Annotated in this window: 10 protein-coding genes and 1 pseudogene; 8 read left to right on the forward strand and 3 right to left on the reverse strand. The window is 69.4% G+C overall.

Annotation, left to right across the window (positions count from 1 at the left end):
- Window position 1 precedes the first annotated feature (1 nt).
- Together ACFOSH_RS37055 and ACFOSH_RS37060 are read left to right on the forward strand one after the other, a co-directional pair.
- Complete coding sequence (locus ACFOSH_RS37055) at window positions 2-2,284, forward strand: glycosyl hydrolase family 95 catalytic domain-containing protein (protein ID WP_378245162.1); 2,283 nt, start codon at window positions 2-4, stop codon at window positions 2,282-2,284.
- Window positions 2,285-2,565: 281 nt separating this feature from the next.
- Window positions 2,566-2,817 (forward strand): annotated as a pseudogene (locus ACFOSH_RS37060) (peptidylprolyl isomerase); the annotation flags it as partial.
- 9 nt (window positions 2,818-2,826) lie between these two features.
- Here the strand turns inward: ACFOSH_RS37060 and ACFOSH_RS37065 are convergent.
- Window positions 2,827-3,627 (reverse strand): SDR family NAD(P)-dependent oxidoreductase, encoded by an 801-nt coding sequence (locus tag ACFOSH_RS37065; protein ID WP_378245164.1) that lies wholly within the window; start codon window positions 3,625-3,627, stop codon window positions 2,827-2,829.
- 79 nt (window positions 3,628-3,706) lie between these two features.
- Between ACFOSH_RS37065 and ACFOSH_RS37070 the strand changes: the two genes are divergently transcribed.
- On the forward strand, window positions 3,707-4,288 hold the full coding sequence (locus ACFOSH_RS37070; protein WP_378245166.1) for a TetR family transcriptional regulator: 582 nt from the start codon (window positions 3,707-3,709) through the stop codon (window positions 4,286-4,288).
- 83 nt (window positions 4,289-4,371) lie between these two features.
- Window positions 4,372-6,444 carry a HelD family protein gene (locus ACFOSH_RS37075; RefSeq protein ID WP_378245168.1) on the forward strand — a complete coding sequence of 691 codons (2,073 nt, stop codon included), beginning with the start codon at window positions 4,372-4,374 and terminating at the stop codon, window positions 6,442-6,444.
- Window positions 6,445-6,813: 369 nt separating this feature from the next.
- Here ACFOSH_RS37075 and ACFOSH_RS37080 read toward each other — a convergent pair whose 3' ends face one another.
- Window positions 6,814-7,638, reverse strand: a complete 825-nt coding sequence (locus ACFOSH_RS37080; protein WP_378245170.1) for an NAD-dependent epimerase/dehydratase family protein — start codon at window positions 7,636-7,638, stop codon at window positions 6,814-6,816.
- Window positions 7,639-7,674: 36 nt separating this feature from the next.
- Window positions 7,675-8,493: an IclR family transcriptional regulator gene (locus tag ACFOSH_RS37085; RefSeq protein ID WP_378245172.1), complete on the reverse strand. Its 819-nt coding sequence runs from the start codon at window positions 8,491-8,493 to the stop codon at window positions 7,675-7,677.
- 154 nt (window positions 8,494-8,647) lie between these two features.
- On the opposite strand from ACFOSH_RS37085, the gene ACFOSH_RS37090 reads away from it, so the two are divergent.
- The 4 genes from ACFOSH_RS37090 to ACFOSH_RS37105 are packed head-to-tail and all read left to right on the forward strand — an operon-like array spanning window position 8,648 to window position 13,563.
- Window positions 8,648-10,159, forward strand: coding sequence for a sodium:solute symporter family protein (locus tag ACFOSH_RS37090; protein ID WP_378245174.1), 1,512 nt, complete (start codon window positions 8,648-8,650; stop codon window positions 10,157-10,159).
- Window positions 10,160-10,206: 47 nt separating this feature from the next.
- Entirely contained in the window at window positions 10,207-11,151 is a 945-nt protein-coding gene (locus ACFOSH_RS37095) for a 5-dehydro-4-deoxyglucarate dehydratase (RefSeq protein ID WP_378245176.1), read from the forward strand.
- Between the two features lie 2 nt (window positions 11,152-11,153).
- Window positions 11,154-12,410, forward strand: a complete 1,257-nt coding sequence (locus ACFOSH_RS37100; protein ID WP_378245178.1) for a glucarate dehydratase family protein — start codon at window positions 11,154-11,156, stop codon at window positions 12,408-12,410.
- A gap of 4 nt (window positions 12,411-12,414) precedes the next feature.
- Window positions 12,415-13,563: a hypothetical protein gene (locus ACFOSH_RS37105; protein ID WP_378245180.1), complete on the forward strand. Its 1,149-nt coding sequence runs from the start codon at window positions 12,415-12,417 to the stop codon at window positions 13,561-13,563.
- Window positions 13,564-13,572 lie beyond the last annotated feature (9 nt).

The raw sequence follows: 13,572 nt of genomic DNA on the forward strand, positions 1-13,572 counted from the left end.
GATGGACATCACGCGCAGGACGGTGCTCGGCGGGGCACTGGCGGGCGTAGCGGCGGCAGGGTTCGCGCCGTCCGCGTCGGCGGCGGAAGTCACCAGCGGCCTCGACTGGCCAGGATTCCTCGCTTCCGCGGATCTGGTGTGGCGGAAGATGCCGAAGACCTGGTACGAGGGCCCCTTTCTCGGCAACGGTTTCCTCGGCTCGGGCATCTACGCCGAACCGGGCAGGAACGCCGTCCGGTTCGGCGTCCAGCACAGCGAAGTGCAGGATCACCGGCCCGAATTCGGTTCCCTGTTCGGGCTCGCGAGATTGCCGATCGGTCACTTCACCCTCGAACCGGCCGGTGCCATCACCGGGATCGACTGGCGGATGGATCTCTGGAACGCCGAACTCAAGGGCACGATCACCACGACCGCGGGCAGTCTCTCACTACGGGCGATCGTCCACACCGGACAGTCGTTGCTGGCCGTCGAGATCGAGCCGACCGAGGGCGAGCGCGGCTTCCAGTGGATCTTCCATCCGGCCGAGGCGGTGAGCCCGAGAACGGATCCGAAGTTCGGGAAGCCGCCGCCCGCCGGCTACGTCGCCAATCCGCCGGCGACCCGGGAACACAGCGGTGACAGCAGCCTTTCCGTGCAGAGCCTGCTGGCGGGCGGCGAGTACGTCACGGCGTGGCGTGAGGTCGCCAGGGGATCGAAGCGTACGCTGTACACGTCCGTGGCCTGGTCGCATCCGAGGAAGACGGCCGCACCAGAGGCACTGAAAACGGTCCGCCGGGCCGAGCCGTTCGACGTCGTCACGATCGAGCACCGTCGCTGGTGGCACGACTACTACCGGCACGGTTTCCTGTCCATTCCGGACACCCGGCTCCAGAGCTTCTACTGGATCCAGCTGTACAAGGTCGCGTCCGCCGCGCGCCGGGAAGCGCCGGTGATGGCGACCTGCGGGCCGTGGCTGGAGCCGACCCCGTGGCCGGCGACGTGGTGGAACCTCAACGTCCAGCTGGAGTACTGGCTCATCCACGGGTCCAACCACCTCGAACTCGACGCCGTCAGCCGCGCTCTCGGCAAGTACCGCGCCAACCTGACGAGCCAGGTCGCCGAGCCGTACCAGCACGATTCCGCGGGCATCCCGCGCACGACCGACATGAACCTGCTCAACGGCGCGATCGGGACGAACTCCGGCTTCCCGGTCGGCATCCCCGGCAAGGAGACGCCGACACCGGAGGTCGGCAACCTCACCTGGGCGCTGCACAACGTCTGGCTGTCCTATCGGCACACGATGGACCGGCGGCTCCTGCGGGACACTCTGTTCCCGTTGCTGCGCAAGGCGATCAACTACTACCTCCACTTCCTGACACCCGGCCCGGACGGGAAGCTGCACCTGCCTGCGACGTTCTCCCCGGAGTACGGCGTCAACGCGCCCGACTGCAACTACGACCTCGCGCTGATCCGCTGGGGGTGCAAGACGCTCCTGGAATCGGCGGCGGAACTGCGCATCGACGACCCGCTCACGCGGCGGTGGCGGGAAGTGCTGGCCACGCTGGTCCCGTATCCGGCCGACGCCGACGGCTACATGATCGGTGCGGGGGTTCCGTTCGCGAAGTCGCACCGGCACTACTCACATCTGCTGCAGATCTACCCGCTGTACGAGATCACCTGGGAGCGGCCGGAGCATCGGCGGATCATCGAGACCTCGCTCGACCACTGGGTGGGCTTCGAGGGCGCGTTGCAGGGCTACACGTTCACCGGTGCCGCGTCGATGTCGGCGCAGATGCTGCGTGGGGAGAAGGCCGAGTTCTACCTCGGTGAGCTGCAGCGGCGCTACATCCAGCCGAACACGATGTACAAGGAGTCCGGCCCGGTCATCGAGACGCCACTCTCGGCGGCGCAGTCGCTGCACGACATGCTCGTGCAGAGCTGGGGCGGGGTCATCCGGCTGTTCCCGGCCGCCCCGGCCAAGTGGGCGGACGCCGCGTTGCGCGACTTCCGGACGCAGGGCGCTTTCCTGCTCAGCGCCTCACGACAGGGCGGCAAGACGTGCTGGGTCAAGGTCACCAGCGAGGCGGGGGCGCCCTGCGTGCTGCGGACGGACCTGGAGGGAGAGTTGACCGTCCGAGATCGGTGGGGGAGGCCGAAACGCTGGCGTCGGCTGCCGAACGGCGACGTCGAGATCGATCTGCGGCGCGGCGAAGAGGCCGTCGTGCATCGCAAGGGCGACAGGCCCGACCTCGAGATCCGGCCCGTTCCGGCGAACGGGGACGCCACGCCGTGGGGGATGCCGTGACTTCGTGCGTGGTGATAGGCGAGAGCGGTCCCTGTACTTCCTCCGGATGACAGGAGCACGGATGTCCCAGTCTCCGCCGCAGCCGGGTTGGTACGGCGCGCCGGGGTTCTTCCTGTCGGACTCGAAGGGCAAGAGCGCGGTCGCGTCTTCGTCACAGGCCCCGACGTCGAGCGCCCAGGAAACGACGGCGCAAAGCCAAGCGCGGATCCCGACGGACCGGCTTCCGCTGCCGAAGAAGGCCACCCCGCCCGCGGCGGGCCCGACCCCGGCGACCGGCACGGCTCAAGTACGGCCGCGGGGTCCTCGCCATGGCGAAGACCCAGGAGCCGAACTCGGGCGGCAGCCAGTTCTTCATGGTGTTCGGCGAAGCGGAACCGCCGCCGGAATACACGGTGTTCGGGAGCATCTCGGACGCGGGCCCGCAGACGCTGGACAAGGTCGCGCGTGGCGGGGTGGACGACTCGCAAGGCCCCGGTGACGGGACGGGTCCGCCGCGGATCCCGGTGAAGTTCCAGTCGATCGCCGTCGGCTGAGCCGCGGCGTCAGAAGGCGCCGCGGACGGTGCCGCCGTCGACGCGGATCGTCGCGCCGCTGATGTACTCGGCGTGCGGGCCGCACAGGTAGGCGACCGCGCCGGCGATCTCTTCAGGCCTGCCGTAGCGGATCCGGTCGTTGGGCACGATCTCGCGGACCGAGTTGTGCTCGATCTCCGCCCAGGCCCGGCCCCAGCCACGTTCCGGCGCCAGTTCGGTCAGGAAGTCCTGGACCGCGGGGACGAGGATCGCGCCGGGAGCGACGACGTTGGAGGTCACGTGTGTGCCCGCCAGGTCGCGGGCCAGCGAGACCGCCAGATTGTGCCGGGCGGCCAGTGACGCGTTGTAGTGCGGGTGACTGTCGAACGGCTGCGTGGCCAGGCCGCCACCGATGGTGATGACCCGTCCGTAGTCGCGCTCGCGCATGGCGGGGACGAGTCGCTGGATCATTCGCACGCCGGAGACGACGTTGACGTTGTAGGCGTTCAGCCAGATATCGGCGGTGGCCTCGGCCCAGTTCAGGTGCTCGTAGGCGCCGGCGTTGTTGACCAGGATGTCGACGGCGCCGCCGGCGAGCGCCTGCTCGGCGGTCCGGTCCGCCCCGGCGTCGGTGCCGAGGTCGCCGGCCGCGACTGCCGCCTTTCCGCCGTTTTCGATGATCGAGTCGGCGACAGCCTGCGCGCGCCGGCTGTCGCGACCGTGGATGACGACCTCGGCGCCCTCGGCGGCGAGCAGCCGGGCGGTGGCTTCCCCGAGCCCGGACGTCGAGCCCGTGATCAACGCGCGACGGCCGCTGAGCTGCAGATCCATGAGAAATCCTCCGGAGTCAAGGCTACGTCTACAGCTGTATACTACGTTCAGTTATGTATCCACCTGTAGACTTGCCGGCATGAGCCGCACCACACCCCGTACCCGCAACGCGGCCGCGACCCGGCAGGCCATCCTCGACTCGGCGATCACGGCGTTCACCCGCCACGGATACGACGGCGTCGGCCTCCGCGAGATCGCGGCCGAGGCGGGCGTGACGGCGATCCTGGTCAACCGGTACTTCGGTTCCAAGGAAGCCTTGTTCACCGAGGTCGTCGACGTCTCCTTCGCGCGGCCCACGATGGTTCCGCAGGACCCTGCTGACATCGCCGCCGTGACCGCCCGCGCCCTCGTCGCCCGCACCGCCCCGGAAACCGACCATCTCGGCCCGTTCGAGCTGATGCTCAAGTCGGCGGCCAATCCGAGGGCGGCGGAGATCATGCGCGCGGGCATCGGCAAGCACGTCGGCGCGCGGTTCACCGACGCGCTGGAAGGCGCACACGCCCGGGAACGCGCCGAGCTGGGATTGGCCTTGTTGGCGGGCACCTGGCTGATGCGCCGGATCATCGGCACGCCCGCGCTGAGTGAGGCCGATCCTGACCGGCTGACGGCTCAGCTCACCCGCGTCCTGGCCGCGATCGTCGAGCCTGACCCGGTCGGCTGAGGCGGCCGAAAAGAACAAGACTGTTTCTTCCGGAAAACGCCGTGCACCCTCGATGGCACTGATCGTCGACCCGAGGGGGACGCGTGCCGGACAGCGGCATCGATCGTGAGATCGGCAGGGAACAGGAATACGTGGCGGCCCTGTACGCCCGGCTGGACGCGCTGCGCGGGGAGGCGGCCGGGCGGCTGGCCGCGGCCGGGGATCGGGAGTCGGCGGGTGTCTGGCAAGCCGAGGTGGCCCGGCTGGACGCGGTGGAAGAAGGGTTGTGTTTCGGGCGGCTGGACATGGACGACGGCAGGCGCGTCTACATCGGCAGGCTCGGCGTGTTCCGGAGCGGGGACGGTGAACCGTTGCTGCTGGACTGGCGGGTGCCGGTGGCGCGGGCGTTCTACACCGCGACGGCGGCCGCGCCCGAAGGCGTACGGCGACGGCGGCGCATCACCACGCGCGGCCGGACCGTCGTCGCGCTGGATGACGAGCTGCTGGACCGAGACGGCGCCCTCGACGACGGCCTGGTCGGCGAGGCGGCGTTGCTGGCGGCCGTGACCGTGGAGCGGACCGGGCGGATGCACGACATCGTCACCACGCTTCAGGCCGAACAGGATCGGATCATCCGGCACGAGCCCGGCGGGGTGCTGGTGGTGCAGGGCGGCCCCGGCACGGGGAAGACGGCCGTCGCGTTGCACCGGGTCGCGTATCTGCTCTACACCCGTCCGCACCTGCGCACCCGCGGGGTGCTGGTGGTGGGTCCCAGCCGGATCTTCCTCGACTACATCGGCCAGGTCCTGCCGGGCCTCGGCGAGAACAGCGTGGTGACCGCGACCATCGGCGACCTGAGACCGGACGTCGAGATCAGCCGGGTGGACCCGCCCGGAATCGCCGAGCTCAAGGGCGAAGCGGTCATGGCCGAACGGCTGGCGGCGGCCGTGCGGTCGAAGGTCCGGACGCCGGACCAGCCGGTCTACGTCGGGTTCGAACAGCAGGTGCTGCGGCTCGACCCGGGCGATTGCGGCCGTGCCCTGCGGAAAGCCGGGCGGGCCGGACTTCCGCACAACCAGGCCAGGCTGGTCTTCCAGCGGGAGATCGTGGAGGTGCTCACACGGCGGCTGATCGAGGAGATGGAAGCGGTCGTGCTCACCGGGACGGGCGAGGCGATCGACGGCGGCAGCCCGGACGGCCGGCTCGGCGAGGCCGATCTGCGCGCGCTCGCCGCCGCCGGTGTCGTGATCGAGCAGGACGAACGCGACGACGGGCCGAGGACCCTGCTGGACGAGACCGACCGGGCCGGTTTGCGGGACTCGATGCTCGCCGACACCGGCATCCGGACCGTACTCGACGCGCTGTGGCCGCCGCTGACACCGGAGCGCGTCGTGTCGGACCTCCTCGGCGAGCGGGCCGACGGCTGGAGCGCCGCGGATGTCCCGTTGCTGGACGAGGCCGCGAGTCTGATCGGCCGGAGCGCCGGGCGCGCGACGTTCGGGCATGTGGTCGTCGACGAGGCGCAGGAACTGTCCGAAATGGACTGGCGGATGCTGATGCGACGCTGCCCCACCAGATCGATGACCCTCGTCGGGGACCTCGCCCAGACCGGGAACCCGGCGGGCACCGCGTCGTGGGACCGTGTGCTGCGGCCACATGTGCGGGATCGGTGGCGGCTCGCCCGGCTCACGGTCAACTACCGCACGCCGTCGGAGATCATGGCCGTCACCGCGGATCTGCTCGCCGCGCACCATCCCGGAACGCCGCCGCCCCGGTCGGTCCGCTCGACCGGTGAACCACCGTGGCGGATCGGCACCTCGCGGGCCGACCTGGTGACGACCGTCGCCGACCTAGCCACGGCACACGCCGACGGCCAACTCGGGATCATCGCGTCGAGCCCCCTCATCGAGCCCCTGGCCGCCGCGTTGTCCCTCGCCAATCCGCCGGACCTGACCGGCAAGGTCGTCCTGCTCACCGCCGGGCAGGCCAAGGGCTTGGAGTTCGACTCGGTCCTGATCGCCGACCCGGCCGGGATCCTCGGCGCCGCACCGCATGGCCACAACGATCTCTACGTCGCCATGACCAGAGCCACCCGGCGGCTGGGCGTCGTGCACCCCGGCCCGCCACCGGCCGAGCTGGCCGCGCTACGGGAACTCGTCGGCTGCGACTGGTCGTGAGTGGCCGGGTCCGTGAAGGCCTCCTTGCCTACCCTGAAGGTAGTGAAGGAGGCCTTCACGGACTTGCGGATCGTCACGTTCGCCGCAGGCGCACCAGCAGTCACAGCGGCTGCGCGTGAAGGCCCCCTTCCCTCGGCTCAGTCGAGGAAACTCGGCCTTCACGTACTTCAGAGGTGAGGGCGCAGGGAAGCGGTGGGTCGGGGTGGTCGTGAGTGGTAAAGAGCGTTAGAACGACACTTACCACTCACGACCACCCCGACCCACCGCCCAAGCCGGGCACTTCGACGGGAAGGGTTGTCCCTTGTGGACAGTGGGCTCAGCGGCCGAACCGGTCGCGCCTTACCCCCAAGGGCCCGAATCGCGACAGGCTCAGAGCGGGTTGTGCGCCCCCAGCGGAGCGGTGCAGAACGGCCCGCCGACGTACTCGGCCGCCACCCCGGTCGGAGCGGGCTGGTCCGCCAGCTGGTCAGCGTAGGTCTCCGCGTTGTCGAGCGACTTGTAGCCCAGCTCCTCGGCTTCGGCCAGCGAGTAGATGCGGCGCGTGTTGTCGGAGACGCCCCAGATCAGCCGGTAGCCGGGGGAGGGGTAGCTCAGGCAGGCCTCGAACAGGCGGGCGCCGTCGTCGGGGGAGAGCCAGGTCGTCAGGCCGCGCGGGCCGAGGACGAGCGGGCTTTCGAAGCACGAGCCGATCCGGATGACGATCACGTCCATGCCGAACCGCGAGTGGTACAGGCTGCCCATCGCTTCGATGGCCGCTTTGCTGACGCCGTAGTAGGTGTCGGGCCGGGGCGTGGAGTCGGCGGGGAGGCCGTTTTCGCCTGCCTCGTCGTTGCGGCGGAAGCCGACGGAATGGTTGCTGGAAGCCAGGATCACGCGCGGCACACCGGCCGCCCGCGCGGCTTCGAGGACCGTGTGGGTGCCGTTGATGTTGACGTCCAGGGTGGCTTCCCACGAGCTCTCGCGGCTGTGGCCGCCGAGGTGGATCACCGCGTCGACGCCGGAGCAGGCCTTCGCCATCGCCTCGGGGTCGGTCACCGAAGCGGTGATCAGCTCGACGTCCTCGCCTCCTGCGGCTTCGGGCTGCGCGGCGAGGTCGAGCAGCCGCAGTACCCGGCCGGAACGGCGCAGCCTCGACCGCATCAAGGTGCCGACGATGCCCGCCGAGCCGGTGATCAGGACGCGCTGGTCTGCCATGTGAACCCCTTGTCGGTAAAAGAAAGTACGGGAAGATCAGCGGATGCCGGCGCGGCGCAGTTGCTGGCCGAGTTCCGCGGTGATTTCGGCGAGGAGCTCGCCGACGCGCTGGGCGTCGGCGTCGGTGACTTCGGTGATCGGCATGGAGCAGCTGATCGCGTCCGTGCCGGGGATGCGGTACGGGATCACGGCCGCGACGCACCGGACGCCGAGGCTGCCTTCCTCGATTTCCGCCGCGTAGCCGCGCTCGCGGGTCTTCGCGCATTCGGCGTGCAGCGTCTCGGGCGTGGTGATGGTGTTCGGGGTCAGCGCCGACAGTTCTCCGCTCAGGAGGCCGTCGATCTCGTCGTGCGTCAGTTCGGCCAGTAAAGCCTTCCCCAGCGCCGTCGCGTGGGTGGGCAGGGTGCGGCCGACGCGGGATACGAGATGAGTCGAGTGCCGTGACTCGCGCGTCTCCAGGTAGACGACGTCGGTGCCCTCGCGGCGCGCGAAGTGCGCGGTGAAACCGGTCTTCTCCCGGATCCGCTCCAGCGCCTCGGTCGCGTACGGGACGACAGGGTCGCGGTCCAGGTATGCCGTGCCGCAGATCAGCGCGCGGACGCCGAGGCGGTAGCGGGCGGTGTTGGTGTCCACTTCCAGCCAGCCCGCTTCGAGCAGGGTGCGGAGCAGGCCGTGCAGGCTGGACCTGGGGAAACCGGTCCGCGCGTGGAGATCCGACAGGGAAAGCCACACGTCGTTCGCGGCGAAGGTCTCGATGAGATCGATCGCCCGCCGGGCCGATTTGACCCCGGCGGGTTCGGGCGCGGCGGACACGCCGTTCTCCACCGTGACAGCGGGGGCTTCCTGCTGTGGCATCCGCACTCCTCCAACCGGCCGTTGACTTGTGACTCTGGCCATATTAGCGTCCCGAACAGCGTTCTTATGGATGAACATAATCACTATAACAGACTCCGTTCATGGATGTGAACAGGTCGGGCTGGACCTTCGTGAACGCGGAAAGGAGTCAGCGGTGCATTTGCTGGACTGGATCATGGTGTCCGCGTATTTCGTGCTGATGGTGGTGATCGGGCTGTGGTCGCACAGCCGGGTCAACACGGTCAGCGACTTCTTCACCGCCGGCGGGAAGATGCCCTGGTGGCTGGCCGGGATCTCCCACCACATGTCCGGCTACAGCGCGGTTCTCTTCGTCGCGTACGCGGGCGTCGCCTACACGGACGGCATCACCGTCTACTTCTGGGGCATGGCCAGCATCGGTATCGGCGTCGGCATCGGCAGCTGGCTGTTCGCCTCGCGGTGGAACCGCCTGCGCTCGAAGCTCGGTGTCGCCTCGCCGCTCGAGTACCTGGCCAAGCGCTTCAACGTCCCCACCCAGCAGGCGCTGGCCTGGAGCGGCAGCCTCCTGAAGATCTTCGACATCGCGGCCAAGTGGTTCGCGGTCGCGACGATCCTCAACGTCTTCGCGGGCGTGCCCTACACCTGGGGCATCATCATCACCGGCTCGATCACGCTGATCTACTGCACCGTCGGCGGTCTCTGGGCCGACGCGCTCACCGACTTCGGCCAGTTCGTCATCCAGGCCATCGCGGCGATCGTGATGCTGTGGGTCGTGCTGGACAAGCTCGGCGGCGTCTCCGGCCTGTGGACCGTGTGGGGGGACCTCCCGCCCGCCCACCTCAACCCGACCACGTCGAAGTTCACCACCGTGGTGTTGCTCGTCTACGTGCTGGTGAAGACGCTGGAGTACAACGGCGGTATGTGGAACCTGGCGCAGCGCTACATGGCCGCGCCGAACACCTACGAAGCCCGCCGTGGCGCGCGGCTCTCGTCGATCCTGTACCTGGTGTGGCCGCTGGTCATGATGTTCCCGATGTTCGCCGCCCCGCTGCTGATCCCGAACATCTCCAACCCCAACAACGCCTACGCGATCATGACCACGACGTTCCTCCCGCCGGGGCTGGTCGGGCTGGTGCTGGCCGGGATCTTCTCGCACACCATGGCGATGGTCTCGTCCGACGCCAACGCGATCTCCGCGGTCATCACCCGCGACATGATGCCGGTGCTGTGGAAGAAGGCCAGGAACTTCACCGACGCGCAAGGGCTGCTCGCCGCCCGGATCTCGACGGTGATCTTCGTCGTGCTCACCATGGCGGTGGCCACGCAGGCCGAGAAACTCGGTGGTGTGCTGGGTATCGTGGTGCTCTGGGTCGCGGCGCTGATGGGCCCGATCTCGGTACCGCTGCTGCTGGGCATGCTCCCGTGGTTCCGCCGGTCCGGTTCCCGCGCGGCGCTGATCTCCTGGGCGGGCGGCCTGCTCGCCTACGCGATCGCCTACTACGGCTACAAAGCCACGCTCGCGGTCACCGTCTCCACCCCGATCCTGGTCTCGCTGGCGCTGTTCATCGGGCTCGGCTATCTCCTGCCCGAGCGCAAGGCCACCACCGACGCGATCATCGACACGATCGACCGTGACGACGACGTCACACCCAGCAAGACCAAGGACGGCACCACCGTGCCTGCCTGACCGGGCCCGAACCCGGGACAAACCGACAAAGAACGAAAGAGAAATCCATGGCACAGCCCAAGATCGAACTCGACGGCCTACTGGCGTTCCCCCTGACCCCCTTCACCGAGGGGCTGGAACTCGATCTCGACGTGTTCGCGGAAACCGTCGAGAGCCACGTGGCCGCCGGAGCCGGCGCGCTGTTCGTCGCCTGCGGTACAGGCGAATTCAGCTCGCTGTCCCCGGACGAGCACGCAGCGATCCTGCGTAAGGCTCGTGAGGTCGTTTCCGGGCGGGTGCCCGTGTGGGTCGGGGCAGGCGGCGGTGCCGCGGCGGCCCGTGCCGGGATCGCGGCGGCGGAGGCGGGCGGCGCGGACGGCGTCCTCCTCCTGCCGCCGTACCTGGTGACCGGCCCGCCGTCCGGGCTGGTCGACCACGTCCGGTACGCCGTCGGGGACTCCTCGATCCCGGTGATCGTGTACCACCGCTCCACCGGCGTGTTCACTCCGAACGCGGCCGCGGAACTGCTCGACATCCCGTCGGTGGTCGGTCTCAAGGACGGCTTCGGCGACGTCGAGCTCATGAGCCGGATCATCACCACGATCCGCTCGGTCGACACCGACCGTGCCCGTGATTTCCTGTTCTTCAACGGTCTTCCCACGGCGGAGGTCTCCGCCCGTGCCTACGCCGCGGTCGGCGTGGCGCGGTACTCCTCGGCCGTGCACTGCTTCGCCCCCGAGATCGCGGCCCGCTTCCACCGCGCGCTCGCGGAGAAGGACGACGCCGTCATGGAGGCGCTGCTCGCCGGGTTCTACCTGCCGCTGGTGGCGCTGCGGGACGAGGGACAGGGCTTCGCCGTGTCGCTGGTCAAGGCCGCCGCGCGGCTGCGCGGGGACAAGGTCGGTTCGATCCGGCCCCCGCTGGTCGAGCCGACCGCCGACCAGCTCGCCCGCCTGGAGAAGATCGTCGACGACGGGTTCGCCGTCCTCAAGTCCGTCGAGGCCGGTGCCTGAAGATGAAGGTTCTCGACGTAGTCCTGACCCCGGTAGCCTTCGCCGACCCGCCGCTGCTCAACGCGATGGGCGTGCACGAGCCCTTCGCGCTGCGTGGTGTCGTCCAGCTGATCTGCGAGGACGGTGTGGTCGGCCTCGGCGAGTCCTACGGTGACCTCGCGTTCCTCGAACAGGTCCGGAAGGTGCTGCCGGAACTCAAGGGACAGGACGTGTTCGACCTGCCGGGCCTCCGCCGGAAGGTCGCCACCACGCTGGGCGAAGTCGTCTTCGCCGACGCGCACGGGCTCACCGGCGGATTCTCCGTCAGCAAGACCGTCGCCAGCGTGTACTCGCTGTTCGAGGTCGCCGCGCTCGACGCGCAGGGCCACTACCTCGGCAGGCCGGTGGTGGACCTGCTCGGCGGCAAGGCGCGCGACGCCGTCGACTTCTCCGCGTACCTGTTCTACAAGTTCGGCGCCCACATCGGCGCCGAGGAGGACTCGTGGGGCGAGGTGACCACGCCGGAGGCACTCGTCGGCGAGGCACGCCGCATGGTCGACGAGTACGGCTTCCGTTCCATCAAGCTCAAGGGCGGTGCCTTCGACCCCGACCAGGAGATGGCCGGGATCCGCGCGCTCGCCGAGGCGTTCCCCGAGCACCCGCTCAGGATCGACCCGAACGCGGCTTGGACCGTGGAAACCGGCATCCGGGTCGCCGAGGAGCTCGACGGTGTCCTGGAGTACCTCGAGGACCCGACGCCGGGTATCGAAGGCATGGCGCGGGTCGCCGAGAAGGCGAACATGCCGCTGGCCACGAACATGTGCGTCGTGCGCTTCGCGGACATCGAGCCCGCCTTCCGGCAGCGAGCGGTCGGGGTAATACTTTCGGACCATCATTACTGGGGTGGTCTGCGGGACACCCAGGCCCTGTCCATCACGGCGGAGTGCTTCGACGTGGGGCTTTCCATGCATTCGAACAGTCATCTCGGGATCAGCCTGGCCGCTATGGTGCACGTGGCCGCGGCGACGCCGCACCTGACCTACGCCTGCGACACCCACTGGCCGTGGAAGACGGCCGACGTCATCGCCCCGGGTGCGCTGGAGTTCGTCGACGGTGCGGTCGCGGTGCCCGACAAGCCGGGGCTGGGGATCGAGCTCGACCCCGACGCGCTGGCACGGGCCCATGAAGACTATGTCCGAAGTGGACAGACCAAACGGGATGACGTGACCTATATGCGGAAGTTCGTCGGAAAGTTCGAACCGAACACAGCACGGTGGTGACGCGGTGAAGGTCACCGGATACGCCTACCCCTGGGACGTCGTCGACGACCCCGGGTTCGTCGAGCGCGTGCGGGAACTCGGCGTCGACGAGGTCGCCGTCGCCGTGTCGTACCACAGCGCCCGCGCGGCGACGCCCTGGTCGCCCGAGCGCACCTCGGTCGTCGCGCGCCACGCGGCGCTGTACCGGCCGGTGCGCGACGAGGCCTGGGGTGAGCTGAAGCCCGCCGAGCCGGACTGGGTCGAAAGCCGCGACAGCGCGGGCGACGCCGTCCGGACGCTGAACGAGGCGGGTGTCCCGGCCGCGGCGTGGCTCGTGCTGACCCACAATTCGCAGCTGGGTGTCGAGTTCCCGGAACTCACCGTGCGGAACTGCTTCGGCGAGCGGTACCCGTGGGCGCTGTGCCCCGGCCAGCCGGCGGTGCGCGAGTACGCCGCGAACGTGACGGCGGAAAGCCTCGCCGGGCTCGACTTCGCCACGGTCATCCTCGAGGCCTGCGGCCCGCTCGGCGCCGTGCACCAGCACCAGCACGAGAAGACCGACGGCGTCTGGTCGCCCGCGGTGGCGCGGCTGCTGTCGGTCTGCTGCTGCGACGCGTGTCTCGACTCCTGGGCCGAGGCGGGCAAGGACCCGGCGAAGGCGCTGGGCAAGCTCCGTGCCGAGGTCCGGCGGCTGATCGACAGCGGTGACCTCCGCGCGGGAGAGGACAAGATCCTGCCCACCCTGCGGCAGGTCCTGCTCGACACGCGCCAGAAGGCGACGGACGCGCTCCGGCGCGAAGTGCTCGCGAAGATCCCGTCCGGCCCCCGGATCGTGCTGCACGGCGCGATGGACCCGTGGGTCACCGGCGCGCTGCCGGGGCTGACGCCGTCGGCCCCGGACGACGTCGACGCGGTGGTGCTGCAGAACTGGGCACCCGGCCACCCCAGCGTGGGTGCCGTCGCGACGGCACGGGCGAAACTGCCGGCGAAGGTCGCCGTCGGCAGCTACATCACCGCGGTGGCGGCGACCCCGGTGCCCGACATCGAGGCCTACACCACCGAACTCGGCAAGGCAGGCGCCACCGAACTGCACCTGTACCACCTCGGCCTCGCCGGCCCGGGGCGCTGGGCGGATCTCATCGCCGCCGTCAGCGCCGCGCAAGACATCGTTTAGGAGAAAAGA

Source organism: Amycolatopsis speibonae, assembly GCF_042647925.1.
Taxonomy (GTDB): domain Bacteria; phylum Actinomycetota; class Actinomycetes; order Mycobacteriales; family Pseudonocardiaceae; genus Amycolatopsis; species Amycolatopsis speibonae.

Excerpts from the sequence above, each read along its gene's own strand:
- ACFOSH_RS37055 (WP_378245162.1), top strand. The coding sequence starts at position 2 with ATGGACATCACGCGCAGGACGGTGCTCGGCGGGGCACTGGCGGGCGTA.
- ACFOSH_RS37065 (WP_378245164.1), bottom strand. The coding sequence starts at position 3,627 with ATGGATCTGCAGCTCAGCGGCCGTCGCGCGTTGATCACGGGCTCGACG.
- ACFOSH_RS37070 (WP_378245166.1), top strand. The coding sequence starts at position 3,707 with ATGAGCCGCACCACACCCCGTACCCGCAACGCGGCCGCGACCCGGCAG.
- ACFOSH_RS37080 (WP_378245170.1), bottom strand. The coding sequence starts at position 7,638 with ATGGCAGACCAGCGCGTCCTGATCACCGGCTCGGCGGGCATCGTCGGC.
- ACFOSH_RS37085 (WP_378245172.1), bottom strand. The coding sequence starts at position 8,493 with ATGCCACAGCAGGAAGCCCCCGCTGTCACGGTGGAGAACGGCGTGTCC.
- ACFOSH_RS37095 (WP_378245176.1), top strand. The coding sequence starts at position 10,207 with ATGGCACAGCCCAAGATCGAACTCGACGGCCTACTGGCGTTCCCCCTG.
- ACFOSH_RS37100 (WP_378245178.1), top strand. The coding sequence starts at position 11,154 with ATGAAGGTTCTCGACGTAGTCCTGACCCCGGTAGCCTTCGCCGACCCG.